At 67.5% G+C, this 24,919-nt stretch carries 20 protein-coding genes; 8 read left to right on the forward strand and 12 right to left on the reverse strand.

Annotated elements, in window-relative coordinates; genetic code table 11:
* Positions 1 to 3 precede the first annotated feature (3 nt).
* From argC to pheA, 10 genes are all read right to left on the reverse strand, one after another.
* On the reverse strand, positions 4 to 1,014 hold the full coding sequence (gene argC / locus Pla123a_RS11690; protein ID WP_146587112.1) for an N-acetyl-gamma-glutamyl-phosphate reductase: 1,011 nt from the start codon (positions 1,012 to 1,014) through the stop codon (positions 4 to 6).
* 132 nt (positions 1,015 to 1,146) lie between these two features.
* Complete coding sequence (locus Pla123a_RS11695) at positions 1,147 to 1,797, reverse strand: phosphopantothenoylcysteine decarboxylase domain-containing protein (RefSeq protein WP_146587114.1); 651 nt, start codon at positions 1,795 to 1,797, stop codon at positions 1,147 to 1,149.
* Between the two features lie 41 nt (positions 1,798 to 1,838).
* Positions 1,839 to 2,417 carry a flavoprotein gene (locus tag Pla123a_RS11700; protein WP_391542317.1) on the reverse strand — a complete coding sequence of 193 codons (579 nt, stop codon included), beginning with the start codon at positions 2,415 to 2,417 and terminating at the stop codon, positions 1,839 to 1,841.
* Positions 2,418 to 2,436: 19 nt separating this feature from the next.
* Positions 2,437 to 2,703, reverse strand: a complete 267-nt coding sequence (locus Pla123a_RS11705; RefSeq protein WP_146587116.1) for a DNA-directed RNA polymerase subunit omega — start codon at positions 2,701 to 2,703, stop codon at positions 2,437 to 2,439.
* A 109-nt stretch (positions 2,704 to 2,812) separates the two neighbouring features.
* Positions 2,813 to 3,412 carry a guanylate kinase gene (gmk, locus tag Pla123a_RS11710; RefSeq protein WP_146587117.1) on the reverse strand — a complete coding sequence of 200 codons (600 nt, stop codon included), beginning with the start codon at positions 3,410 to 3,412 and terminating at the stop codon, positions 2,813 to 2,815.
* Between the two features lie 52 nt (positions 3,413 to 3,464).
* On the reverse strand, positions 3,465 to 4,382 hold the full coding sequence (locus Pla123a_RS11715) for a YicC/YloC family endoribonuclease (protein ID WP_231956399.1): 918 nt from the start codon (positions 4,380 to 4,382) through the stop codon (positions 3,465 to 3,467).
* Positions 4,383 to 4,407: 25 nt separating this feature from the next.
* Entirely contained in the window at positions 4,408 to 4,824 is a 417-nt protein-coding gene (secG, locus tag Pla123a_RS11720) for a preprotein translocase subunit SecG (protein WP_146587119.1), read from the reverse strand.
* Between the two features lie 50 nt (positions 4,825 to 4,874).
* Positions 4,875 to 5,630: a triose-phosphate isomerase gene (gene tpiA, locus Pla123a_RS11725; protein ID WP_146587122.1), complete on the reverse strand. Its 756-nt coding sequence runs from the start codon at positions 5,628 to 5,630 to the stop codon at positions 4,875 to 4,877.
* Positions 5,631 to 5,711: 81 nt separating this feature from the next.
* Positions 5,712 to 6,737 carry a 3-deoxy-7-phosphoheptulonate synthase gene (gene aroF / locus Pla123a_RS11730; protein WP_146587124.1) on the reverse strand — a complete coding sequence of 342 codons (1,026 nt, stop codon included), beginning with the start codon at positions 6,735 to 6,737 and terminating at the stop codon, positions 5,712 to 5,714.
* Positions 6,738 to 6,920: 183 nt separating this feature from the next.
* A complete protein-coding gene (gene pheA, locus Pla123a_RS11735) occupies positions 6,921 to 7,955 on the reverse strand; it encodes a prephenate dehydratase (protein ID WP_231956400.1) in 1,035 nt (344 codons plus the stop codon).
* Positions 7,956 to 8,374: 419 nt separating this feature from the next.
* On the opposite strand from pheA, the gene dnaK reads away from it, so the two are divergent.
* Entirely contained in the window at positions 8,375 to 10,285 is a 1,911-nt protein-coding gene (dnaK, locus tag Pla123a_RS11740; protein ID WP_146587127.1) for a molecular chaperone DnaK, read from the forward strand.
* 391 nt (positions 10,286 to 10,676) lie between these two features.
* On the opposite strand, the gene Pla123a_RS11745 is transcribed toward dnaK, so the two are convergent.
* Positions 10,677 to 11,357, reverse strand: coding sequence for a PEP-CTERM sorting domain-containing protein (locus tag Pla123a_RS11745; RefSeq protein ID WP_197527889.1), 681 nt, complete (start codon positions 11,355 to 11,357; stop codon positions 10,677 to 10,679).
* A 187-nt stretch (positions 11,358 to 11,544) separates the two neighbouring features.
* Between Pla123a_RS11745 and Pla123a_RS11750 the strand changes: the two genes are divergently transcribed.
* The 7 genes from Pla123a_RS11750 (at position 11,545) to Pla123a_RS11780 (ending at position 21,472) form a co-directional block, all read left to right on the forward strand.
* On the forward strand, positions 11,545 to 12,120 hold the full coding sequence (locus Pla123a_RS11750) for a cell division protein FtsH (protein ID WP_231956402.1): 576 nt from the start codon (positions 11,545 to 11,547) through the stop codon (positions 12,118 to 12,120).
* Between the two features lie 384 nt (positions 12,121 to 12,504).
* The gene (locus Pla123a_RS11755; RefSeq protein WP_231956404.1) at positions 12,505 to 13,173 is read left to right on the forward strand and encodes a class I SAM-dependent methyltransferase; all 669 of its coding nucleotides are present in this window, start codon (positions 12,505 to 12,507) and stop codon (positions 13,171 to 13,173) included.
* A 1-nt stretch (position 13,174) separates the two neighbouring features.
* Positions 13,175 to 14,653: an endo alpha-1,4 polygalactosaminidase gene (locus Pla123a_RS11760; protein ID WP_146587134.1), complete on the forward strand. Its 1,479-nt coding sequence runs from the start codon at positions 13,175 to 13,177 to the stop codon at positions 14,651 to 14,653.
* 178 nt (positions 14,654 to 14,831) lie between these two features.
* Complete coding sequence (locus Pla123a_RS11765; RefSeq protein ID WP_146587136.1) at positions 14,832 to 17,006, forward strand: AMP-binding protein; 2,175 nt, start codon at positions 14,832 to 14,834, stop codon at positions 17,004 to 17,006.
* A gap of 73 nt (positions 17,007 to 17,079) precedes the next feature.
* Positions 17,080 to 17,988 (forward strand): alpha/beta fold hydrolase, encoded by a 909-nt coding sequence (locus tag Pla123a_RS11770; protein WP_146587138.1) that lies wholly within the window; start codon positions 17,080 to 17,082, stop codon positions 17,986 to 17,988.
* 39 nt (positions 17,989 to 18,027) lie between these two features.
* Positions 18,028 to 20,352 (forward strand): efflux RND transporter permease subunit, encoded by a 2,325-nt coding sequence (locus tag Pla123a_RS11775; protein WP_146587140.1) that lies wholly within the window; start codon positions 18,028 to 18,030, stop codon positions 20,350 to 20,352.
* A 106-nt stretch (positions 20,353 to 20,458) separates the two neighbouring features.
* Complete coding sequence (locus Pla123a_RS11780) at positions 20,459 to 21,472, forward strand: fatty acid desaturase family protein (protein ID WP_146587143.1); 1,014 nt, start codon at positions 20,459 to 20,461, stop codon at positions 21,470 to 21,472.
* A 13-nt stretch (positions 21,473 to 21,485) separates the two neighbouring features.
* Here the strand turns inward: Pla123a_RS11780 and Pla123a_RS11785 are convergent, their stop codons facing one another.
* On the reverse strand, positions 21,486 to 24,830 hold the full coding sequence (locus Pla123a_RS11785) for a rhamnogalacturonan lyase B N-terminal domain-containing protein (RefSeq protein WP_146587145.1): 3,345 nt from the start codon (positions 24,828 to 24,830) through the stop codon (positions 21,486 to 21,488).
* Positions 24,831 to 24,919 lie beyond the last annotated feature (89 nt).

Below are 24,919 nucleotides of genomic sequence, written 5' to 3' on the forward strand. Positions count from 1 at the left end.
GGGCTACGTGAGACCTAGCGTCTCGTCTTGCCCGCTCATGAGATTGAAGTTCTGCACGGCTGCCCCCGCCGCGCCCTTAATCAGGTTGTCGATCACGCTCACCACCACGGCCCTGCCACGCGCGACGCGGGCAGTAATGTGGCAGTTGTTGGTGCCGGCCACGTGCTTGGTGGCCGGCAGCCCGTCTATAACTTGCACGAACGGCTCGTCGCGGTAGAAGTCGCGGAGCGCATCCATCAGCTTGTTTTGATCGACGCCATCGGCGAGCGTGGCGTAGCTGGTGCTGAGGATGCCGCGGTCCATCGGGACCAGGTGCGGCGTGAACAGCACCTCGACGCCCTGGCCCGCGGCGTCGGTCAGCACCTGATCGATCTCCGGCATGTGCCGGTGGGTCCCGACGCCGTAGGCGGCGAAGCTCTCGTTGCACTCCGGGAAGTGGAACGCCGGCTTCGGGTCGCGCCCGGCGCCGCTGACGCCCGACTTGCTATCGACGATGATACCCTCGGCCGAGACGAGCCCCGCCTTGAGCAGCGGCGCGAGCGCCAGGATGGCGGACGTTGGGTAGCAGCCTGGATTGGCGACCAGCTCCGACTCGCGGATCCGCGAGCGGTACAGCTCGGGCAGGCCGTAGGCGACCTTGCCAATCCGGTCTGGGTCGGGGTGGGTGACCTTGTACCACTGCTCGTACACCTCGCGGCTGGTCAGCCGGTAGTCGGCGCTGAGGTCGACCACCTTCAGCCCGGCGTCGAGCAGCTGGGCGATCAACGCGGCGCTGGCCGCGTGCGGCAGGCACGCGAAGGCGTAGTCGGCCCGCTCGCCGATTTCGGCCAGCGAGAGCGCCTCGAGCCGTAGGTCGAACGCGCCCCGCAGCGAGGGGTGCACGTCGGCCACGTAAGGCGCGTCGGTCTGGCGGGTCACCAGCGCGGTGACCTCCATGCCGGGGTGCCGCGCAAAGAGCCGCAGCAGCTCGAGGCCCGTGTACCCTGATGCGCCGATGATCGCGACTCTCGCCATGCTGGCGTGTGCCTCTCTGACAGCGGATATCCGAAACAGTCCTCGATTATAACAAGCCGACCGGTCCGCCGCAGCCCGGCTGCAACCCGAATCGCCACGCCCGAGCCGCGTGAACCCGGAAGGCCCGTCGACCTAACGTGGCCCCTCGATCAGCCGAGCCTGGATCACGCTGAGGATCCCCCGGGCGACCTCCTCCTTAGGCCCCACAAAGTGGCCCAGCACGTCGCCCGTGGGGGTCAGCACCTCGACGTCGTTGGTCTCGGAGTTCATGGCGGCCGCGCCGTTCGACACCATCAGGTCGCAGTGCTTGCGTTCGAGCTTGGCGAGGGCCCGCAGGCGGTGGTCTTCGGTCTCGAGGGCGAAGCCTACCACCCACCGCTGGCCCCGCTCCGGGTGGACCTTGTCGGCCGCCAGCGTAGCGACCACGTCGTCCGTTTCGACAAGCCGCAGCTCGAGAGGTTCGCCGGTCTTGGCGATTTTGTGCTCGGCCACCAGGCGGGGCCGGTAGTCGCAAGGCGCCGCGGCGCCGATCAGACCGTCGGCCGCTTCGAACTCGTGCTGCGCGGCCTCGAGCATCTCCTCGGTCGAAACCACCGGCACGACCCGCGCCGCCGCCGGGTAGTCGACCTCAACCGGACCGCTCACCACCACAACCTCGTGGCCCAGCTCCAGCGCCGCCTGGGCGAGGGCCGCGCCCATCCGGCCGCTGCTGGCGTTCGTCAGGTACCGGACCGGGTCGAGGTACTGCCTGGTCGGGCCGGAGGTGATCAGGATGCGGGCCATGGCGAGCGCGGCGTGAGTTGCGAGGAGCGAGGACCCGGCTGCTAGCGCCGCCCGCGCTCCGCGTTCCGCTCCGGTAGGTCGTTGAGGGCCGCCTGGATGGCGGCGACGATCTCTGCGGGCTCGGACATGCGTCCGGCGCCCTGGTCGCGGCAGCTCAGCCAGCCGCTACCGGGGCCGATGACGCCCGCGCCGTCGCCGCGGAGGGTCTCGACGTTGCGCTGCACGGCCGGCTTGGCCCACATCTCGGTGTTCATGGCGGGCGCGAGCAGCAGCGGTCCCGTCAGCGAGAGGGTGAGCGTTGAGAGCAGGTCGTCGGCGACGCCGTGGGCCGCCTTGGCGAGGTAGTCCGCCGTGGCCGGCGCCACACACATCAGGTCCGCGCGGCGGGCCAGCTCGATGTGCGGGCCGAGCGGCATGTCGTCGGCGCCGAACGATTCGCAGTAGACCTTGCGGCCGGTCAGCGCGCAAAAAGTCGCCGGGCCGATGAACTCGCGAGCGGAGCGGGTCATCACCACCGTGACGCCCAGGCCGTCCTGCACCAGACGGCTGACGACCGCCGCGGTCTTGTACGCGGCAACGCCGCCGGTCACGCCGATCAGGATCTCATGAGCCATCGCCATACCGCCAACACCTGGCAGCCTACAGACTGTCCAGGTCGAACTCGGGCGCCTCGTCGGGGCCCGGGTCGTGGTCGACGACGGTCTTCACGCGGTTGGAGGAGTCGAGGAAGATCTTGTCCTGCAGGATCTCCTGCACGACGATCTCCATTTTCTCGGTCGTGTCCATGTCAACCAACGGACGCGCGCCGCTGTTGAGCGCGACCAAGCGTTTCTGGATCAGGGTCGACAGCTTGAAACGCCCGCCGACCTTGTTGACGATCTCTTCTTCTTTTAGCGCTTCGATCATTCGATATCCCTTGGTCTGTCGGTCGCGGCTTGCCGGCCGCTACGACTTAGTTCTTACACCGCCGCCGCTTTGTTCATACACCGCCGCCGGACGTGTGTCGTGGATTGGGTCAGCCGTCGGTTCGGTCGGACGGCTTGAGCCCCTGCTCTTGCAGCACCGAGCAGATCTCCGCGACCGCCCCCTCAATTGTGTCGTTCACGATGCGGAACCGGTACTCTCCGGCTCGCTGCATCTCCTCACGCGCCACCGCCAGCCGCCGCTCGATCGCCTCCTCGGCGTCGGTCTTGCGAGCCCGCAGCCGACGCTCGAGCTCGTGCATCGAAGACGGCTCGATGAAGATGGTCAACGCCTGAGGGTACTGCTCCAATACCCGGCGGGTCCCGTCGACGTCGATCTCCAGCATAACCCAGACGCCCCGATGCAGCCTAGGGAGTACTTCCTCGGCGAGCGTGCCGTACCAGTGCCCGCGGCCGAACACCTCGACCGACTCCAGGAACTCGCCGGCGTCGAGCCGGCGGCGGAACTCGCTTGATCTCAGGAAGTGGTAGTTTCTGCCGTCGACCTCGCCCGGCCGGGGGGGTCGGGTCGTGGCCGAGATGCTCGGCGCCAGCCTGCCGCGGAAGTGCGACAGCACCAGCGGCACGATGGTCGACTTGCCGACCCCCGAGGGGCCGGAGATGATCACGAGTTTTCCGGGCTGCTCTGACATAGCAATCTGCCTGTGCGGTAGGGCAGCCGGCCAGCAGGCCTGCGGCCGACCGCTACTCGACGTTTTGAACCTGCTCGCGGATCCGCTCCAGGGCGGTCTTGATCTCGACCACGCGTTTGGAGATCTCGGTGTCGTTCGCCTTGGAGCCGATGGTGTTGGTCTCGCGGCCCATCTCCTGGGCGATGAACTCCAACTTCTTGCCGCTGATCGCCGGGTCTGCCAGGGCGGCGTTGAACTGCTCGATGTGGTGCCGCAGCCGCACCACCTCCTCGGAGATGTCGCTGCGGTCGGCGAACAACGCGACCTCGCGGAGCAGGTCGCTCGGCTCGACCGTCACGTTGAGGTCGGACATCGCCTTGTTGACCCGCTCGGTCAGCCGGTCGCGGTAGCTGCTGGTGACCGACGGCGACCGCTCCTCGATGCCGGCGAGCTGCGCGGCGATCACGCCGCAGTTGGCCGACAGGTCGTCGGCCAGGGCCTGGCCCTCGCGGAGCCGCATCTGGCAGACCTCGTCGATTGCCGCCAGGACGATCGGCTCGATCTGTGGCCAGGCGGCGCGGGCGTCGACGCCGGCGGAGCCCTGCTCGGACACCACGCCGGGGAGCGTCAGCAGCGCGTCGAGCGGCACCGCCGCGCCGGCGACGCCGATCACCTCGAGCTGCTTGTGGTAGCCCTGCAGCACCTCGGCGTTGATCCGGAAGTCGTCGGCCTGGTTCAGACGAGACACCCGCAGGTTCATCTGCACGGTGCCGCGGCGGAAACGCGAGCGGATGGCGGCGTCGATCTCCGGCTCCAGCGCGCTGTAGCCCTCGCTTGCGCGGAGGCTCAGCTTGTAGTGCCGGCTGTTGATGGTCCGCACCTCGACCGCGACGGCGAGCCGATCGGTCTGGCCGTGGGCCTCGCCAAAGCCGGTCATGCTGGCGAGTGCACGGCTCGAGTCGTCGGCGCCGGGTCGGTCGTTCTTAGACACAGAGGATCTCCCGAGGGCCGGTGGGCTACTCGCCCTCGGCGGGCGTGTCGGCGTCGGCAGCCGGCTCAGCGGCGGGCGCTGCGCTGTCGGCGGCGTCGCCGGCAGCGGTCTCGTCGCCGGCGGGGGAGTCATCGCCCGCGGCCCCCATGCCGTTGCCCGTGAAGTCGATCGTCGAGGTTGCGGTGGCGGGGTCGGCGTTGCCGAGCGCGTCGCCGCGGTGCGACGCCCAGTACGAGGCCGCCACGCAGGTCACGATCCAGATGGACGCGGCCCAGACCGTGATCTTGGTGAAGGTGTCGCCGGCCTTGGCGCCGAAGGCGCTCGAGCCGCCGGCGCCGCCAAAGGCGCCCGCCAGCCCACCGCCCCGGCCACGCTGGATCAGCACCAGCAGGATCAGGAAGACCGCCATCAGGAGGAGCACGATCAGGAACAGGTTTTCCATAACTACTTTGTCCGCGTTTGTGTTGAACCTAATGGCGGGTTGTCCAAGCCTTAGCCGGCCGCCTTTGCGATCCCGATGAAGTCCTCTGCCTTGAGAGCCGCGCCGCCGATCAAGCCGCCGTCGACGTTCGGCTGCGAGAGCAGCTCGGCCGCGTTGCCGGGCTTCATCGAGCCGCCGTACAGGATCCGCACCTGGCCGGCAATCTCGGCATTGTAGCGATCGGTGAGCAACTGGCGAAGATCGGCATGCACCTCCTCCGCCTGCTCCGGCGTGGCGACCTTGCCGGTGCCGATTGCCCAGACCGGCTCGTACGCGATCACGACGCTGGGGACCTGCTCGGGCGTGACGCCCTCGAAGGCGGCCTCGAACTGGCGGCGATTGACCGCGGCGGTCTCGCCGGCCTCACGCTCCTCGAGCTTCTCGCCGACGCAGACGATCGGAGCGATGCCGGCCTCGAGCGCCTTGAGGGTCTTCTTGTTGACCTCCTGGTCGGTCTCGCCGAGGACGTGCCGTCGCTCGCTGTGGCCGAGGATCACGTACTCGGCGCCGACGTCGTTGAGCATCGCCGCGCTCAGCTCGCCGGTGAAAGCGCCGTTGTCCTCGAAGTACATGTTCTGGGCGCCCAGCGCCACTGCCTTGCCGGCCAACGCCTGGGCGACCGGCGCCAGGTAGACGCTCGGCGGGCAAACCAGCAGGTCGACGTCCTTCAGGTCGGTCGCCTGCTCGGCGATCGCCGTGGCCAGGGCCACGCCGGTCGAGCGGTCGGTGTTCATCTTCCAGTTACCGGCGATTAGGTAGCGTCGCATGGCAGTGGGGTGGTTGAGTTGAAGTGGTTGCCTGTGAATTGACTTGGTTGCCCTCGATCAGAGGGCCGCGGCCGCGCTCGGCTAGATCGTCTTGCCGATCGCCAGGGCGACCTTCTTGAGCTGCTCCATGAGCTCGGCGTACTGATTAGGCAGCAGCGCCTGCGGGCCGTCGGACATCGCCTCCTCGGGGCAGTTGTGAACCTCGATGTGGATGCCGTCGGCGCCGGCGGCCAGCCCGGCCAGGGCGCAGGCCGGGATCAGCTCGGGCCGGCCGGTGGCGTGGCTCGGGTCGACGATGATCGGCAGGTGGCTCATCTGGTGCACCTGCGGAACCGCCGCGACGTCGAGCATGTTGCGGCAGGCGTTGTCGAAGCCCTTCACGCCCCGCTCGCACAGCACGACGTCGGTCGTTCCGTTGGCGATGACGTACTCGGCGCTCATTAGCAGGTCCTTGACCGTGGCGGCCATGCCCCGCTTCATCAGCACCGGCTTGTGCGTCTTGCCGACCTCGGTCAGCAGCACAAAGTTCTGCATGTTCCGGGCGCCAAGCTGGATCATGTCGGTGTACTCGGCGATCAGCTCGACGTGCCGCGGGTCGATCGCTTCGGTGACGACCGGCAGGCCGTGCTTGTCGCCGATCTCGCGGAGGATCTTCAGGCCCTCTTCGCCCAGGCCCTGGAACGCGTACGGGCTGGTCCGCGGCTTGTAGGCGCCGCCGCGAAGGATGTTGGCCCCCGCCTTCTTGATCTCACCGGCGATCTCGTCGAGCCGCTCGGCCGACTCGATCGCGCACGGGCCGGCGATCATGCCGAGGTGCCCGCCGCCGACCTTCGTCACCGCCTTGCCCGACCCGACCTCGACAATCGTCGGCTGCGGGTGCGCCTCGCGGCTGGCCAGCTTGTAGGCCGGCATCACCGGCACCACCTTGGCCACGCCGGGGATCGCCTCGGGGCCGATCGCCTGGAGCTTGTCCTCGTCGCCGATCACCCCGATCACGGTGCGGTAGGTGCCGCGGCTCAGGTGGGTGGCCAGGCCTAGGCCCTCTACCCGCTCGACAACGTGGTCAATCTGAGCGTCGGTGGCCGATTCTTTCAGGATGATAAGCATGTTAGCGGAGCTGGTTTGTCGGATTGGGGTTGGTTGGCCCGGGGTCGGATCAGGCCGAGAATCGATCAGGATTGACTAACAAGACTCAGGGCCCAGTTCTCGGGGCCCCGCGGGCGGGGGCCTGCTGTAAGCGGAGCCAGAACCGGCCTGTGGCCGCCACTCCCCAAATCCGAGCCCCCTACTTTAATCGATGGGCTCGGCCTGTGGATAGGAGCCGAGCACCTCTAATTGGGTCGCCTTCTTCGCGAGCGACTCGAGCGCCCGGCGGACCCGTACCTCGGCCTGGTGGCCTAGGAACTCAACGAAGAACAGATAGCGGCCGCGGCTGCCGGGGATAGGGAACGACTCGATCCACGTCAGATTGAGCTTCTGACGCTTGAAGATCGCCATCACATCGGCCAGTGCGCCGGGCTCGTGCGGCACCTCAAGCCACAGGGAAGTCTTGTCGCGGCCGGTCTTGGGCGGCGTTTCACCCCCAATTACGGCGAACCGCGTCACGTTATCCAGCTGGTCCTCGATGTTCTCGGCGAGCATCTTCAAACCGAGCGGTCCGGCGGCCGATGCACTGGCGATCGCCCCGACCGCGGGGTCCTCTTTCGCCATTTTGGCCGCCTCGGCCGTGCTGGCGACCGGACGCGGCTCGGCGCCTGGCAGGTGCTGGGCCAGCCAGTTGCGGCACTGCGAGAGCGCCTGGGGCTTGCTGCAGACCGTGGTCAGCTTGGCCCGCGGGCCGCTGCCCAGCAGGCAGTGGTGGATCCGCAGCGGCAGCTCGCCGCACACAGTGACCCGAGTCTTGGCAAAGCAGTCGAGCGTGTCGGTGACGCGGCCGTCGGTCGAGTTTTCTAGCGGCACGACGCCAAAGTCGCTCGAGCCGCGGTCGACCTCCTCGAACACCGCCGCGATCGAGCCGACCGGCGCCAGGTCCGCCGCAGCTCCAAACCGGCGGATTGCCGCCTGGTGGCTGAATGTGTGCTCCGGCCCGAGGTAGGCGATCCGCACGCCACGAGGACCGACACGGCAGCCCGCCATGACCTCGCGGAAGACGTCCCGCACGTAGTCGGCGGGCAGCTTGGTAGCCCGCTCGGCGAGGGCCTCGATCGCGGCGTCCTCGGCCGCGAGCCGCTCCGATGGAGAGAGCTCGCCCGCCCCCGCCTGGTCGGCAGCCAGCTGCCGACGCTCGGCCAACAGCTTCAGCAGCTCGCGGTCGAGTTGGGCCATTTGTCGCCTAGGCCCCGGGGGGCGACTCGGGGATGTCTTCTTCTTTGCCATGAGCGGGAGTTCGGCGCTGCGGGCCGGGTCCCAAAGCGTGAAATGGTTTTTGGTTAGGAACCGGGCCTGCCAAAATGACATCCCCCGGGGAGGCGTGCTGGCAGGCCAGGCCGGCCGTGACTGCGACATTGGCAGCTACGCCCCGGCCGGAGCCCGGTCGCAAAGTCCTCTCGTAGGGCGTCCGATTTGACACAAGTATTTTTCGGCAGGGGAGTTATGTCAACTGCAACCAGTTCCACCACGCCACGGCATGGCCTTTGCTACTTTTCGTGGGCAGGCTGCTCGTGCGGCCCCACCTAAGCAATAAGCGGCCCAGCGGGCCGGCGTGTAGAAGAAGGCCAACTGGGTTTTAAGTAGGAGCATTTCTCATGGCTGAAGGCGAAAAAATCATCGGCATCGACCTCGGCACCACCAACTCGGTGGTCTCCGTAATGGAGGGCAAAGAGGCCAAGGTCATTCCCAATCCCGAGGGCAACCGGCTCACGCCGAGCGTCGTCGCGTTCACCGACAAGGGCGAGGTCCTGGTCGGCGAGCCCGCGCGTCGGCAGGCAGTGACCAACCCGACCAAGACCGTCTACTCGATCAAGCGGTTCATGGGCCGCCGCCACGACGAAGTGGCCAACGAAGAGAAGATGGTCCCGTACGAGATCACCGGCGGAGCCAGCGATTACGTCAAGGTGAAGGTCGGCGACAAGGAGATGACCCCGCCGGAGATCTCGGCCAAGGTCCTCCAGAAGCTGAAGGAGTCCGCCGAGGCGTACCTGGGTCACAAGGTCAACAAGGCCGTGATCACCGTGCCGGCGTACTTCAACGACTCGCAGCGTCAGGCGACCAAGGACGCCGGTCAGATCGCCGGCCTCGAGGTCGCGCGGATCATCAACGAGCCGACCGCCGCGTCGCTCGCCTACGGGCTCGACAAGAAGGCGCAGGAAACGATCTGCGTGTTCGACCTCGGCGGCGGCACGTTCGACGTGTCGATCCTCGAAGTTGCCGACGGCGTGTTCCGCGTCATCGCCAGCAACGGCGACGGCCACCTCGGCGGTGACGACTTCGACGAGGAGCTGATCAACTTCGTCGCCGAGGAGTTCCAGAAGGAACAGGGCATCGACCTCCGCAAGGACACCATGGCCCTGCAGCGTCTGCAGGAGGCGTGCGAGAAGGCCAAGAAGGAGCTCTCCAGCGCCCAGAGCACCGACATCAACCTGCCGTTCATCACCGCCGACGCCAGCGGGCCGAAGCACCTGCAGATGAACATCACCCGCTCCAAGTTCGAGCAGCTTGTCGACAAGCTCATCGAGCGTTGCCGCGGCCCGGTGATGCAGGCGCTCGAGGACTCGAAGCTCGACAAGTCGAAGATCGACGAGGTCGTGCTGGTCGGCGGATCAACCCGCATCCCCAAGGTGCAGGAGTTCGTCAAGGAGATCTTCGGCAAGGACCCCCACAAGGGCGTCAACCCGGACGAGGTTGTGGCGATCGGCGCCGCGATCCAGGGCGGCGTGCTGGCCGGCGACGTGCAGGACATCCTGTTGCTGGACGTCACCCCGCTGTCGCTCGGCATCGAGACCCTCGGCGGCGTGATGACCAAGCTGGTCGAGAAGAACACCACCATCCCGGCCGAGCGCAAGCAAGTCTTCAGCACCGCCGACGACAACCAGTCCGCGGTCACCGTGCGTGTGTTCCAGGGCGAGCGTGAGATGTGCGCCGACAACCGGCTGCTCGGCCAGTTCAACCTGGAGGGCATCCCGCCCGCGCCGCGGGGCGTGCCGCAGATCGAGGTCAAGTTCGACCTCGACGCCAACGGCATCCTCAACGTCGCGGCCAAGGACCTGGGCACCGGCGTCGAGCAGACCGTCAAGATCGAGCAGTCTTCTGGCCTCAGCGAAGAGGAGATCAAGAAGATGCAAGAGGACGCGGCCGCCCACGCCGACGAGGACAAGAAGAAGCGTGAGCTGGTCGAGGCCCGCAACAACGCCGAGTCGCTCGCCTACCAGGTCGAGAAGACCCTCAAGGACCAGGGCGAAAAGGTCAGCGACGCCGACAAGAAGCCGATCGAGGACGCCGTCACTAAGGTCCGCGAAGCGGCCAAGGGCGAGGACGTCGCGGCGATCAAGTCGGCGACCGAGAACCTCAGCACCGCCAGCCACGCCATGAGCGAGGCGATGTACAAGGCGGCCGCCGAGGCCGGCGGCGGCGGCGCCCCCGGCGCAGCCCCCGAGGCCTCAACCGAAACCGCCGACGACGACACGATCGATGCGGAGTTCGAGGTCAAGGAAGGCTAAGGGCTACGCCCGAGAGTTCGATTGCTACCCACAGGGAGCGGCCAGCGATGGCCGCTCCCTTTTCTTGTGCGCTGCCTCGTTCTTGCGAGCAGGTCCGGAGGGCCGACGGTGTCTAGCCAGGGGCGCGAGCCCCTGGATCATGGCGGCGGGTAGCGCAAGGCCCCAGCGGGGCGGCAGCGACCAGGGCTCACTCTAACCGCTTTCACCCCTTCGGAGCTTATTCTCATCATTGCCTCTTTCACTAGGGGCCATCGCCCCTGGCTACGCGATGGCGTCCCTCCGGAACCGCCCTGGGTAGGCCGGGAAACGACAGAAAACCAAATGCAAAACCAGCCGCCTGCGCTCGTCGAGCACAGGCGGCTGGTTGTCTGGATGCAAGATTGTCACGTGCCTACCGACGCCGCGCGAGGCAGAGGCCCCCAAGCGACGCGACGAGCAGCGCTGCGCTGGCGGGCTCGGGGACGGGAACGTAGTCGAACAGCGCGGCCGACGCCCGCATCGAGACAAAAGTGTTCGACCCGGAAGACTGGGACAGCGTGTACCGCTCGTTGGCGTCGAGATAGCCGGACCCGACAAGCACCCACTCGTCGCCCGTGGTGTTCTGGTCGAGTGTGGTTGAGAACACGACGCCGCCGCCGGAGTTGGTGAGCTCGAAGGTGGTGTCGCCGCCGCTGACGTTCTCGGTGTACGGCCAGGTAGCGTAGACGTTGTAGTCGCCTGAGGCGCCGGCGAGTGCGCCCGTAGCGACGTCGCCGTCGTCGTTGAGCGCCGTGCCGGCGGCGAGCGCCAGGTTGTCGCCGTCGGAGCCGGGCGTGTAGAAGTACCGGTAGGTGTCGAGCTCGGCTGTGCCGTTGCCGCCGAAGATGCTGTCGCCGCCGGTCAGGCCGACTGCGGCGCCCGCGGCGCTCTGGCTGGCAGTGGTGGTGTCGCCGCCGAACGCGAAGCTTGGGTTGTAAGTGAGGACGCCGTCGTCGAGGCCATCGGTGTCGATTTCGACGAGGTAGGCGGCTTGAGCGCCGCCAGAGAAGAGGAGCGCCGCCAAGAGGGCGGGCACAATGTGGGGTCGTCTCATTAGTACTACTCCGATCAGAAGATGCATCCGTGGGACCGGACCGAGTCCGCTCCTCCCACCCCTGAGGATAACCGAAACAGCAGCAATCTTCCAACTTCACACTTTCGCATTCGCGCACAGAGCTATCAGGTCGAGAGCTGCCATTGCGTCCATCTACCCGCGAGATCAGTCACGGGGCTGGCTTGCTGTGAATGGTCGAAGTAGCATCGCCGCGATCATGCACGACGACGACACCCTCACTGCCTATCATGAAGCGGGCCACGCCGTGGTGGCGTACGCGCTTGGGGCGGCTGTCGAGCAGGTGCGGCTCGGCGGTTTCGATGACCCAGACGACTTGCCGCATCGGTTTGGCGATGTGCGGGTCAACTGGGGCCGCGTCGACCCCCGTATTGCTGGCACCCGTGGTGCTGGGACCCGTGGTGCTGGGAAGGGGGCCGATTGGCAGCTGCAACGCGAACTGCTGACGGTCCTCGCCGGGCCCGTGGCCGAGATGATCTACCGCGGCGAGCCGGCCCACCCTGCCCTGCACGGTCCGAGCCAGGGCGACTGGGCCCAGGCGTGGGAGCTCTGCCGGGTAGCGGTTCCCCACCCCGAGCTCCGCACCCGGCTGCTCGAGACGCTCACCACATCGCTACGGCAGGCGATAGAGCGCGAGGCGTGGTGGGCCGCGGTCGCCGCGGTTGCCGATGAGTTGCTCGCCCACGAGACGCTCGACCAGGAGCAGACCGAAGAGATCCTCGGCTTCTGGATTGGGCGGATGTAGGCCGGCGACAAGCGCGTCTTTGGGGAACGTCTTTCGCCGCAGATTTCTAATGAAAGTAGCCTATTGATCGGTTCCAATAGACGACCGGGCACGGCCCTTAGCAACGATCGCGCAGCCGAGGAATTTTGTCCTCTGCTTGTCCCTAATGCGCGCTTAGAATGGACAAAACTCGCCGCGCCCCACAGAGACCGATTCATGGAAGCCATTACCCAAAAGCGATTTACGAGAACGCTCACGGATAGCCCCCCCGACTTTTGTCCCTATCAATGCGTTTTGGCAAATAGCGGACAAAAGTCGCTTCACTGGGCGTGGCTGCGGTCGCTGCTGGTGCTGACCGCCGTTTGCACCGCGTGCCAGCGCAGCGAGGCGCAGCCCGCGGCGGCAGTGCAACAACCTGCGGTCAGCAGCCCTGCCGCCGGGAGCGTCCGCCCCGGCATCAACGACCGCTACCTCGACCCCGACCTCGACCCCGACGAGTGGGTCGAGCGGTTTGAGGTCGAGAGCCGCGAGGTGTTCCGCGCCCGGCACGCGGTCGCCGCGGCATGCGGCCTGCGGCCGGGCGACAAGATCGGCGACATCGGCGCCGGCACCGGGCTGTTCACGATGCTCTTCGCCAAGCAGGTCGGACCGACCGGCAAGGTGTACGCGGCCGACATCGCCGAGAAGTTTGTCGAGCGGATCGGACGCATCGCCGAGGACCAAGGGCTCACGCAGATCGACGCCCTGGTGGTTGGCGACCACGACAGGCGGATGCCGTTCGCGGAAGTTGATTGCCTGTTTGTGTGCGACGTCTACCACCACTTCGAGTACCCGCAGGTGACCGACGCCGCGCTGCTCCGCGCAGTGAAGCCGGGCGGTCGGCTGATCCTGGTCGACTTCGATCGGGTTGAGGGGGAGTCGAGCGACTTTGTGATGGGGCACGTGCGGGCCGGCAAGGAGGTCTTCCGACGCGAACTCGAGGAGGCCGGCTTTGTGTTTGTCGGCGAGAAGTCAATCGACGGGCTCTCGGAAAACTACTGCCTAGAGTTCCGCCGTCCCGAAGACGGCCGATAGCATGAAACTTTCAGGTCGTTCCGATTCGACGCCCCGGTTCCTTGCCCGGCTTGGTCTGTTGGTTGCCGCGTTTTCGGCCCCCGCCGCGGCGGACGGAGCCACCGCAGCGACCTCCGACGGTCCGGTGCTGGTCCGCGACTGGGGCTACCAGCTGCAGGGCGGGCCGGGCGAAGAAGGCCTGCAGCCGGCAGGCCTGGCCGCCGCGCCGCACGACCTGATCGTGATGGATTTTTCGGCCTACGGCGATGAGGGATCGAAGTTCACCGCGCAGCAGATCGCGGACGTTAAGCACAGCGTCGGCGGCGATGGGTCGCGCAGGGCGGCGGTTGCGTACGTTTCGATCGGCGAGGCCAGCGAGTTCCGCAGCTACTGGGACGCCGGCTGGACCGCGTCCGGCGCCGCCGACAGCCCGCTGACCGCCGCCGCGCCGAACTGGCTGGGACCGACCAACCCCGATTGGCCCGAGTCGCGGAAGGTCCGGTACTGGGACCCGGCCTGGCAGACGGCAATCTTCAACGAGGGCGGAACGGGCTGGCTCGATCAGGTAGTCTCGCAGGGCTTCGACGGCGCCTACCTCGACATCGTCGACGCGTACTACTTCTGGGGCAACGAGGCGCAGCCCGCCGACGCCCGCCCTGGCGATCCGCTCAATGGGCAAGCCGCCGCGCGGCGGATGGCAGAGTTTGTTGTGGCCATGACGGCCCACGCCCGCCAGACCAACCCGCAGTTCTTTGTCATCCCGCAGAACGGCGAGTTCATCCTCAGCGACCTCGCCAATGGCCCCTCCCCGCAACCCGCGGACGGCCAGTTGCGGGCCGACTACCTGGACGCGATGTTCGCCATCGGTATCGAAGACATCTACTACCGCGGCGACGCGGACGTCAACAACCCACTTAACGTTGACGCCGACAAGGTGCAGGTGCTGAAGGACGACTTCCTGGCCGCCGGCAAGGCGGTGTTGGTGGTCGACTACCTCAGCACGCCGGGGTCGGTTGCCTCGTTCGAGTCGCTCGCCCGGTCGGACCAGTTTGTGCCGTACGCGGCGCCGACGCGAGATCTCGACCGGCTCGGGCCGCCGGCGCCCTCGTTGGCGGCCGACTTCAACCAGGACGGGGTGATCGACGCCCAGGACCTGGCGGTGTGGGCCGCTTCGTACGCGGCCACGGCCGGTCTCGACGCCGACGCGAATCACGACGGCCGCATCGACGCGGCCGACTACACCGCGTGGCGCGACGCGGCGGCCGCTTTGAATCCGGCCCTGACTTCGACCCCGGAGCCGAGCGGGACTGCAATTCTGGTCGTGTTACTCGCACTGTGGCCGCGCCAAAAACTCAGGAGAATCGCCCTAACCCTTTGCCAGAAAAGCACTTGCCGGCGCCGGCCAACCGCCGGTTGGGACTCCAGCCGCGCCGCACGTAACGGGCGGCGGCGGTTGCCGTATGAGGGTGCAGTCGTAGTATCGGGCGGTAGTGATTCGTAGCCAATTGCCTATAATACCGGGCTTAGCTAGCAGCACTCCCATGCCGCGCCACCAACGCCTACCGACCTCACCTACCTGTCAGCGGTGCGTGCTTTGAGCAGATGGTTGGCAAGCCGAGGCCCCCACGCCACGCGACGCCGAGCCAGGTGACGGAACGCCGAACAGCAGAGAACCAACTATGCAACCTAGCGTCACGAGGCAACCTAGCGTCACGAGCCGCGCTACCCAGCTCGCCACTTCCCCGGGCGGGTCGATGACCTCGGCGGCCGAGTCCGCCCCGAGCCTGGTGCACGCGCTCTCTGCCATGAGCGAGGCGGTCCCCACCAACATCGCCTACACCTTCCTTGCTGACGGCGAGCAGGACGAGCAGCACATCACCTTTCGCGAGCTCGACTGGCGGGCGCGTTCCATTGCAGCGCGGCTGCAGCAGTTGGGCGAGTTTGGCGATCGGGCGGCGTTGGTGTACGAGCCGGGGCTGGAGTACATCGCGGCGCTCCTGGGCTGCTTCTACGCCGGGTTCGTCGCGGTGCCGATCTACCCGCCCGACCCGATGCGGATGCAGCGGACCCTCAGCCGCCTGCACGCCATCATGGACGACGCGCAGGCCAAGTTCGTGCTGACCGGCCGCAGCGAGTCCCAGCGGTTTGGCGCCGCGACCGCCGGCGCCGGCCAGATGGTCGTTACCGACGACATCCCCACCGAGGACGGCGCCGACTACCGCTCGCCCGAGTCGCTCGGCCACACGATCGACGGCGACACGCTCGCCTTCCTGCAGTACACCTCCGGCTCGACCGGTCGGCCCAAGGGCGTGATGCTGACGCACGCCAACCTGATGTTCAACTTCGAGCACATCAAGAAGTTCGACGAACCCGACGCGGTCGCCGTGTCGTGGCTCCCGATGTACCACGATATGGGCCTGATCGGCCTGGTGCTGCAGGTGCTGCAGAGCGGCCGGCGGACGGTGCTGATGTCGCCGCTGTCGTTTGTGAAGCACCCGGCGCGGTGGCTCATGGCAATCTCCAAGTACCGGGCGTACGCCACCAGTGGGCCGAGCTTTGCCTACGACCTGTGCGTGCAGAAGATCAGCGACGAGGAGCTCGCCGAGCTCGACCTCAGCTGCTGGACCCTCGCCTGCAACGGCGCCGAGCCGGTGCGGCCCGACACGCTCGAGCGGTTCGCCAAGCGGTTTGCCCCGGCCGGCTTCCGGGCCGAGACCTTCTACCCCTGCTACGGCCTGGCCGAGGCGACCCTGATCGTCAGCGGCGGCGACAAGCACGCCGCCCCAATCGTGCGGACCTTCGACGCCGAGCTGCTGACCAAAAACCGCGTGCGGCGGGTCGACGCCTCATCAGAGAGCGCCCGTGAGATTGTCGGCTGCGGCGTCAGCGTCGACGACCAGGAGATCGCGATTGTCGACCCGCAGACCTTGACCCGCTGCGAGGGCGATCAGGTAGGCGAGATCTGGGTCCGCGGCCCTGGCGTGGCCAAGGGCTACTGGGGCAACGAAGAAGCCACCGAGCAGACGTTCAACGCCCGCATCGCCGGCGCCCCAGCCAATGGTGACGAGGGCCCGTTCCTGCGGACCGGCGACCTCGGCTTCCTCGACGACGGCGAGCTGTTCGTCACCGGACGTCTGAAGGACCTGATCATTATCCGCGGCCGCAACCACTACCCCCAGGACCTCGAGCGGACGGTCGAGGGCTGCTGCGCGTCGCTGCGACGGGACCACGGCGTGGCGTTCGGCGTCGAGGTCGACGGCGAGGAGCGGCTGGTCATTGTGCAGGGCGTGCAGCGTCCCCAGAAGCTCGACCTGGAACAGGTGATGGCCGACATCCGCGCGGCCCTGATTCACGAGCACGAGGCCGCGCCGTACGCGGTGCTGCTGGTTAAAGGCGGCGAGATCCCCAAGACCAGCAGCGGCAAGCTGCAGCGGCGGGCCTGCAAGGAGCTGTACCTGGCCGGCGAGCTGGCGGTCGCCGCCCAATGGCGCGCCGACGACCAGCCCAGCGAGGCCGCCGAAGCCGAACCAGAGGCGGCCGCACCTCAATCGGCGGCGGCGCCCAATGGCGTTGGTCGTCGCGTGTTCGACGACGTCGAGTCGATCATCCGCGAACTCAAGAACGGCTCGACGCCCGCCAAGATCAGCGAGCAGTCGTTGTTCTTCGCCGACTTGTCGATCGAGTCGATCGACCTGGTGATGCTCAACGAGATGGTCGAGCGGCGGTACGAGCAGCAGTTCCCGTTCTTCGACTTCATGGCCGACCTCGGCCGGCAGAACCAACGGGACGTGTCGATGGGGCAGTTCGTCGAGTTCATCACGGTCAATCTGCCGAGCGACGCGGCGAACAACTAGCGAGCCCAACAGAACCACGCGCGGCGGAACCGCGACGCTTCCTCACCGTCAGCTTTCCTCCTAAACCGACCGTATGCCGCACACGCAAGCTACCGACGCGAGGCTGTTCTATCAGCAGGTCGGCCCCGCCGGCGCGCCGGACGTGGTGCTGATCCACGGCGTCACCGGCAACATGGCGGTGTGGATGCTGAGCGGGTTGCTGCAGAAGCTGTCGACCCAGTTCCGGGTCACCGCGTACGACATGCGGGGCCACGGCCACAGCGACACGCCCGACGCCGGCTACACCACCCGGCACATGAGCGACGACTTCGCCGCCCTGCACGAGGAGCTGGGCCTCGGCCCGGCGTACGTGCTGGGGCACAGCTTCGGAGGAGCGGTGGCGTTGCACGCGGCCGAGCGGTTCGCCGACCGCGTGCGGGGGCTGGTGCTGTCGGACCCGTTCGTCCCGGCCCTGCACTACCTGCAGAAGGACCCCCGCAAGTGGAAGGGCTACCTCAAGTACAAGATCAACGCGGCGACCGCCGGCATGTTCATCGGCGGCGACCTGTGGAACCTCAGCGCGATGCTCGAGCAGGCCGCGAACCTCTCGCCCCGACGCCGGGCGATGTTTGTCAAACGCGCCGGTCAGGGCGCGCTCGACCGGCTGACGCGGCTGCACCCCACAACCTGCGGCGTTGACGTGGCCGACCCGGCGGGTCTTGAAGAGCCGGACCTCAGCGGCATCGAATGCCCGGCGGTCTGCCTGTTCGGCGAGCACTCGCCGTTCATGCCGATGGGCGAGCGGCTGGCCGAGCTGCTGCCGGCCGCCACGACCGACACGGTCCCCAAGGCGCAGCACTTCGGCTTTGAAGAGAACCCCGCCGAGTTCGTCGACCGGGTCGAGAAGGCTTTGTGCGGCATGGCGGGCCTGGAACCCACGGCGCCGTCGAAGCCGTTGGCCGCGGCCCGGTCAAACGTGATGACCAACTCGCAACAGGTTTAGGCCGCGGGCGGAGCGGCTCGAAAGCAAAGGACGCGACTCGTGGGCAGCGGAACGGCGAACCAGCAACGGCTTCTCCTGGCGGTAGTCGCCACCGCGGTCGCCACGCCGTTCCTGATTATCGGCGCCATCCGCACGATGGACGGCATCCACACTTCGGCGCTGCACTGGCTCGACGAGGCCGAGCCGGCCCGTATCGAGTACGAGATTTTTACGCAGCAGTTCGAAGGGGGCAACTTTGTCCTGATCTCGTGGCCCGGCTGCACACTCGACGACCCGCGGCTCGCCAAGCTAGAGTCGACCCTCGACCACTACTCCAAGGCGACGGCGCCCAAGCCCCCGCTTGTCGAGCGGGCGTTCTCCGGCAGCAGCGTGCTCGAGGACCTGCTGCGGCCCGACCTGCAGCTCACACGCCCGCAGGCGATCGCACGGCTCCAGGGCTCCCTGATCGGACCCGACGGCGAGAGCACCTGCGTGGTGGCGGTGCTGTCGGAACGGGGCGGCCAGCAGCGGGCCGAGGGCTTCGCGTACCTTGTCGCGACCTCCGAGAAAGTCACCGGCGTCGCCAGAGAAGAGCTGCGGATCGCGGGGCCGTCGGTGGACGCCTACGCGGTGGACATCGAGAGCGATCGGAGCGTTGACTACTACGCCGCCCCCTCGGCGTTCATCTCGTTTCTCGTCTGCTGGTGGTGCCTGCGGTCGCTAAGGTTCTCGGTCGCCATCCTGGCGGTGGCTGGCTTCGGCGAACTCCTGATGCTCGGCTCGCTGCACTACTTTGGCGTCACGATGGACGCCGTGCTGATTGTGCTTCCGCCGCTGGTGTTCGTGCTGACGGTCTCGTCGGGCATCCACCTTGTGAACTACTACTACGATCAGGTCCGCGCCGGCGCAGGCCCGGACGCGCCGCGGCTGGCGGTCCGCCACGGCTGGGCGCCGTGCGGCATGGCCGCGCTCACCACGGCGCTCGGGCTCGGCTCGCTGCTGGTCAGCCGCATCGTGCCGGTGGCGACTTTCGGGCAGTTCGCCGCCGGGGGCGTGGTGGTCGCCGTGCTGCTGCTGTTCTTCTCGCTCCCCGGGGTGATGTCACGCTGGCCGGCGGCGCCCGAGGACGTCGCGTCGGGCTCGGCGACCAGCACGCTGGTGGTCTACCTGGTCCGCATGGCTCAGGTCGTGTGCCGGCACGCGACGCTGATCACCGCGGGCGGCATGGTGTGCCTGATTGTCGGCGGCGTCGGCCTGGCCCAGCTGCGGACCTCGATCGGCGTGGGCAACCTCTTCCCGCAGAGCCACCGGGTGGTGCAGGACTTCCGCTGGATGGAGGAGCACGTCGCGCACCTGGTGCCGCTGGAGGTCGTCATCCGCTTCCCGTCGGACGACGGGCTGCGGATGATCGACCGCCTGACGCTGCTGAACGAGATCGAGGCCTCGGTCCGCGGGGTCGCGTCGGTAGGCGGCGTGATGTCGGCCCTGACGTTCTGCCCGGAGGTTCCGACCACGCGCGGCAGCAATTCGGTGGTGCGGCGGGCTCAGTTCAACGCCCGGCTCGAGGCGAACCGCGGGCAGCTGGTTGAGAGCCACTACCTGCACGAGTCTGACGACGGCGGTCAGGACTGGCGGATCAGCGCGCGGGTATCCGGGATCCAGGACCTCGACTACCAATTGGTGCTCAACGAGCTCCGCGAGCGGGTCGACCCACTGCTGGACGAGTACGCCACGCGGCACGACTTCCGGCCCAGCGCCAGCTACACCGGCACGATGCCGTTGGTGTACGGCGCCCAGCACGCGCTCTTGCAGGACATGTTCTACAGCATGCTGCTCGCCTTCGTGCTGGTGTGGTTGGTGATGAGCCTCATGCTGACCGACGGCTCGGCGCGTGGCGCGGCGCGGGTCGCCTCGCTGCCGAAGGGGCTGTGGCTCGGGGCGCTGGCGATGCTGCCCAACCTGTTCCCAATTGTCGTGGTGTTTGGCGTGATGGGCTGGCTCGACTGGCCCGCCGACATCGGCTCGACCATGACCGCCTGCGTCGCACTCGGCATCGCCGTGGACGACACGCTGCACTTCCTCGCCTGGTACCGCCGCGAGACCGCCAAGGGCGACTCGCCTCAGCTCGCCATCCGGCACTCGTTCCAGCACTGCGGTCGGGCCATGATCCAAACCACCGTGATCTGCGGGTTCGGTATGCTGGTTTTCGGCCTGAGCGGCTTCCTGCCGACCCGGCGGTTCTCGCTGCTGATGTTCACGCTCCTGAACTCTGCTCTGCTGGCGGACTTAGTGTTCCTGCCGGCGATCCTCGCCAGTCCACTCGGCAGCGTGTTCGCCATCCGGACCAAACCGGGGAGCGACTCCCCCGAGGCGGCCGTGCTCTGAGAAAACACGGGCGCAAGTGCTTGAAGTTGGCATCCCGCCCGCCAAGAATACTGAGAGCCGCCCACCAACCGTTACCACTGCTCGCCCCTCAACCGCGCCTGCGTGTATGAGCATCACCACCTTCACCGAAGAAGAAACCCGCGCGATCGCCAACCGCCGGACCCTGCGGCGGTTCCTGTTCTTCCCGGTGCAGGTGCTGGCGATGGCCGCGATCGCGTACCCCTGGCCGGTCGACCACTGGGCGGTGCAGGCGTTCTGGGTGCTGGTGACCAGCTACCTGATGTTCTGCTGGACCAGCTGCTTCCACGAGACGGCCCACCAGACGCTGTTCCTATCGCACCGCGTCAGCATCGGGCTCGGCCGGCTGCTCGGCTGGCTGATGCTGGTCCCGTACACCGCCTACCGCGAGACCCACATCCGCCACCACGCGTACCTCAACAAGCCGACCGACTGGGAGCTGTGGCCCTACTCGGACCCGAACGCGTCGCTTGCGTTCCGCCGCGTATTTGTGTGGCTCGACCTGCTGCTCGGAGCCTTCACGGCGCCGGTGGTCTACGCCCGCATCTTCTTCCACCCCGACTCGCCGCTGAAGCCCGATCAGAAGCAGGCGGTGCGGTGGGAGTACGTCGGGATGGCGTGCTTCTGGTCGGCCGTGCTCGGAGTGGTCGGCTACTACGGCGCGTGGTCGACCTTCCTGCTGGTCTATGCGCTGCCGTACTACCTGGCCGGCGTCTACCAGAACGGACGCAAGCTTACCGAGCACCTCGGCATGATCAGCTACGACCCGCTGCTCGGCACCCGCACGGTGGTGGGAGACAACCTGGGGACCCGGCTCTGCACGTTCCTCAACTTCGACATCTTCGTGCACGGTCCGCACCACCGCCACCCGCGCGTGTCGCACGACCAGCTGGAGGAGATCACGAGAGAGTACGTGGCCGCCGCCGAGAATGAGTCGCTGCCCGTGTACCGCACCTACAGCGCCGCCTTCCGCGACATGGCTCCGTGGCTGGTGCGAAACCCGGGCGTCGGCGTGAATGTCGGCGCCGACCCGCCGGGCGGAGCAGGCAAGGAGGTCGACAACTTCGCGGCGGACGTCACGGCCGAGGTGGTTGGCGCCTAGCACCAGGCGCCGATCAGCGGCTGCGAACGCCGCGCCAGTGGCGGGTCCCCACGAGCGGTGACACTGAGTCATCGTCGAGTCCGGCAGCCGCGTCGTTGGCGGCTGACTGATCCGCTTCACGACCCGAATCGTCGTGGCTGGCGCCACGTCGGGCAGTCAGGTCGCGGGCGAGATGCAGCAAGAGGTAGCGGTCAACGGGCCGCGGTGGACCGAGCGGCTCGGTGGTAGGGGCAGCCGAGTCTTCCACATCGAAGCTGGTCGGCTCAACCGCGTACAACGCGAACACCGCGTCGGAGGTGGTTGGGGCAGAAGCAGCGATCGGAGCGGCCACAGGGCTGGCTGCGAGCGTCTCGCCGTAGTGCAGCCGCCAGAGGTCGCCGTCCAGGCTGTCGACGCGGCCGTCGCCGTTGCCGTCGGCGCTGCTGTAGGGCAGCACGCTGGCGCCCTTGGCGTCTCGGTACAGCGAGTAGTCCGCGGCGTCGACGAGGCTGTCGCCGTTGTAGTCGCCCGGCAGCACCGGCGGGCTGGCAAGCGCGCTCACCTCGCTGCCGCTGAGCGCGTGGCCGTAGATGCGGAACTCGTCGATGGCGCCGTCGAGCGCGGGGTCGGGCCACTGGCTCTTGCCGAGGTAGTTGGCCGAAGTCTCGCCGAGGTCGGCCGGCGTGAGGGTCATCGACGCGTTGGTCCCCCGCATCACGCCGTTGATGTAGAGCCGCGCGACCCCGCCGCTCTGCGTCACCGCGACGTGGGTCCAGCGGCCGATCGGCATGGCCACCGAGCTGTCCACGACCTGCTCGCCGATGCTCGGCGTGCGGATCGCGAACCGCGGCCGGCCGGTGCTCGCCTGTGGCGTGAGGAACATGTAGTTCGAGGTGTCGTCGCCGAAATCGAAGACCCGCTCCCAGTTGTCGAGGCTGTCGAGCTTGACCCAGGTCGAGATCGTGAAGTCGTCGAGCCCGCTCACGATCCCGGCCGGCAGCGTGGCGTAGCCGCCGCTGAGGTCCAGGGCGTTGTCGATGCGGCCCTCGCTAAAGCTGTACGCACCGGTGAGGGACGCGTCGGCGCCGGCGCCGGACGAGTCGGCCAACGTGGCGCCGCCGGTCTCGTCGGCCTGGTACTGGGCGACGAACGCCCGGCGGCTGACGGTCAAATGGCTGGTAGCCGAGTTGCCATCGGCGTCGGTAATGGTGACCAGCAGGTCGTAGTCGCCCGACTGTGACAGCATTGCCGTCGTATTCTTGGCGGCATTCGTGCCGTTCACCGTGAACCCAAACGCGCCGGGGGGGCTGCCGACGACCGACCAGGTGTAGGTAAGGTTTGCCTCGCCGCCGTCGTCGTCGCCCAGCACGCTCAGGCTGACGATCCCGTCGGGTGCCGGGCTGGGAGAGGCGGCCGCCGGGCTCACCACGACTGGCGCCTCGCCGAGCACCAGGACGGTCGCCTCGGCGGTGGCGCCGCCGCTCGTAGCGGTGATGGTGAACGCCCCCGGGGCGGCCGGGGCGGTGAAGCGGCCGGTCTGGTCGATCGCACCGCCGGTTGCCGCGAAATCTACGTTGGCGGCGATCGGGGCGCCAAACTGATCGAAGCCGAGCGCCGTAAAATCGATTGATTCGCCGGCGGCGATCGCGACGCTGCTCGGCGAGAGCGTCAGCGATTCGAGCCGCGGCGCGTTAGTCAGGCTCGCGGTCGGGACGAGATCGATGGCGTCGTACACGACGTTGGGGCTGAGGAATCCGCTGCCGGAGCTGCCACTCACGACCGGAAGGTCGATCGTGTTGACGCCGGCCCGCAAGGCGCCGGCTGGGATGTCGTAGGTGTACACCTGGTTGGGCCCACGGTAGGTGCCGCGGGTAATGCCGCGGCTCTGCAGGTTGATGCTTGCCGCAGGGATGCCGCTGGTCCATGAGTATGCCTGCCCGGGGTTGACCGTGATGCGGTTGCGACCGCCGGCGAAGCCGAGCGTGATGCCGATCCGCAGCGTCTGGGAGGCAGCCGCCTCGGCCGCGGTCAGCGTAAATTGGATCTGCTGGGCGTTGTTGACGTCCATGAACTGAGCCATCGGCCACTCGGAAGTCGCGTCGGTCCCAACGACGTATGCGCCGCTCACCCACGGGGCCATCCGCACGTCGGAAGGGTGCATCGTGGCGATCAGGTCGGCATTCATGAACCCGGCCGGCGTGCCGTCCCACTCGCCAATCCGCCAGGTGGCGGCGGGCAGGTAGTAGGTGTTCGCGATGTCGACTAACAGCTCCGACTGGGCGGCGATCGCAACCGTGCGGACGCCGACCTCGAGCTCTTGGTCGTACAGCGTCATGGTGTACTCGCCGGCTTCAATGCCGTCGATGCTGTAGGCGCCGGTGACCGGGTCGGCGATGGCCCAGTATTGCGCGTCGGCGTTGCTCAGCCCGACGACCGTCTCGTGCGCCGGGTCGGCAATGTCCGCCACGCCGCTGACGCTGCCGCGGTTGGACTCTGGGACCCAGCCCTCGAGGCCGAGAAACTCCATCCACGAGTAGTCGACCTCAACCGGGTCCGAGCCGTCGGTGACCTGCATCGCGTAGGGCCCCTGCATACCATAGCGGTAGGGCTCGGTCTGGGTGTGGCCGCTGAACAGCACGTTGTAGATCTCGGTAGCGCCGCCGGTCGTCTGGAAGTCGATGTCCTTGAAGAACGGCCCGCCCGAACTGTTCTCGCGGTTGCCCATGTCCATCCAGACGCCGACGTCGATCGACCCGGCGGCGCCGGTAACGCCGTGCACCTGGTTCTCGATCATTCGTCGGGTGTTGTAGAACTTCGACCGCGTCGTGCCGTCCGCCAGGAAGAACACGTCTGACCCCTCGACAACGCCGACGTTGGTCGAGATGTCCGACGGCTCCTCGATGTCGGTGAACACGCCGCGGCTGAGGTACGCGATGAACCGCCCCTCGCCCCCGGCCGTGACATGCGACGCCATGTAGAGGTTGTTGTCGTCCTTGCGGACCGCGTAGTACTGGATGACGCCGTTGGCGGTGTCGTCGCAGGTGACCACGATCCACGTGCCCCGTCCACCGATCGAATAGCTGATGCTGGTTCCGCTGCCGAGGCCCTGCTCGTAGTGCGAGTAGCGGCTGGTCGCCGAGTACGGCGCCAGCAGCTCCTGCCCTTGGTAGGTGATCGACGAGAGGTCGCCCAGGTGGATCGTGCTGCTCAGGCCGCCGCCGTTGATGACCGCGAACGTGAGGTCGTCGCCGTTGTCGATCACCAGGGTCGACTGTCCGGTCGGCGTCGCCCCCGCGGTGACACCGAACGCGAGCAGCTCCCGCGCCTCGAGCGGTTCAAATCTCAGCCGCTTGCCGCGGAGCGTGGGGGCCTGGGACATATGCCTTCGGTTTTTCTCTGTTTCGTGGGCGCCCGATCGGGCAACCGGGGCCGCGGACCTGCGAACGCCCAGCGGGGTCGCCGGCGGGC

The sequence above is a fragment of the Posidoniimonas polymericola genome, assembly GCF_007859935.1.
GTDB lineage: Bacteria > Planctomycetota > Planctomycetia > Pirellulales > Lacipirellulaceae > Posidoniimonas > Posidoniimonas polymericola.

Excerpts from the sequence above, each read along its gene's own strand:
- argC (WP_146587112.1), bottom strand. The coding sequence starts at position 1,014 with ATGGCGAGAGTCGCGATCATCGGCGCATCAGGGTACACGGGCCTCGAG.
- Pla123a_RS11695 (WP_146587114.1), bottom strand. The coding sequence starts at position 1,797 with ATGGCCCGCATCCTGATCACCTCCGGCCCGACCAGGCAGTACCTCGAC.
- Pla123a_RS11700 (WP_391542317.1), bottom strand. The coding sequence starts at position 2,417 with ATGGCGATGGCTCATGAGATCCTGATCGGCGTGACCGGCGGCGTTGCC.
- Pla123a_RS11705 (WP_146587116.1), bottom strand. The coding sequence starts at position 2,703 with ATGATCGAAGCGCTAAAAGAAGAAGAGATCGTCAACAAGGTCGGCGGG.
- gmk (WP_146587117.1), bottom strand. The coding sequence starts at position 3,412 with ATGTCAGAGCAGCCCGGAAAACTCGTGATCATCTCCGGCCCCTCGGGG.
- secG (WP_146587119.1), bottom strand. The coding sequence starts at position 4,824 with ATGGAAAACCTGTTCCTGATCGTGCTCCTCCTGATGGCGGTCTTCCTG.
- tpiA (WP_146587122.1), bottom strand. The coding sequence starts at position 5,630 with ATGCGACGCTACCTAATCGCCGGTAACTGGAAGATGAACACCGACCGC.
- aroF (WP_146587124.1), bottom strand. The coding sequence starts at position 6,737 with ATGCTTATCATCCTGAAAGAATCGGCCACCGACGCTCAGATTGACCAC.
- pheA (WP_231956400.1), bottom strand. The coding sequence starts at position 7,955 with ATGGCCCAACTCGACCGCGAGCTGCTGAAGCTGTTGGCCGAGCGTCGG.
- dnaK (WP_146587127.1), top strand. The coding sequence starts at position 8,375 with ATGGCTGAAGGCGAAAAAATCATCGGCATCGACCTCGGCACCACCAAC.
- Pla123a_RS11745 (WP_197527889.1), bottom strand. The coding sequence starts at position 11,357 with ATGAGACGACCCCACATTGTGCCCGCCCTCTTGGCGGCGCTCCTCTTC.
- Pla123a_RS11760 (WP_146587134.1), top strand. The coding sequence starts at position 13,175 with ATGAAACTTTCAGGTCGTTCCGATTCGACGCCCCGGTTCCTTGCCCGG.
- Pla123a_RS11765 (WP_146587136.1), top strand. The coding sequence starts at position 14,832 with ATGCAACCTAGCGTCACGAGGCAACCTAGCGTCACGAGCCGCGCTACC.
- Pla123a_RS11770 (WP_146587138.1), top strand. The coding sequence starts at position 17,080 with ATGCCGCACACGCAAGCTACCGACGCGAGGCTGTTCTATCAGCAGGTC.
- Pla123a_RS11780 (WP_146587143.1), top strand. The coding sequence starts at position 20,459 with ATGAGCATCACCACCTTCACCGAAGAAGAAACCCGCGCGATCGCCAAC.
- Pla123a_RS11785 (WP_146587145.1), bottom strand. The coding sequence starts at position 24,830 with ATGTCCCAGGCCCCCACGCTCCGCGGCAAGCGGCTGAGATTTGAACCG.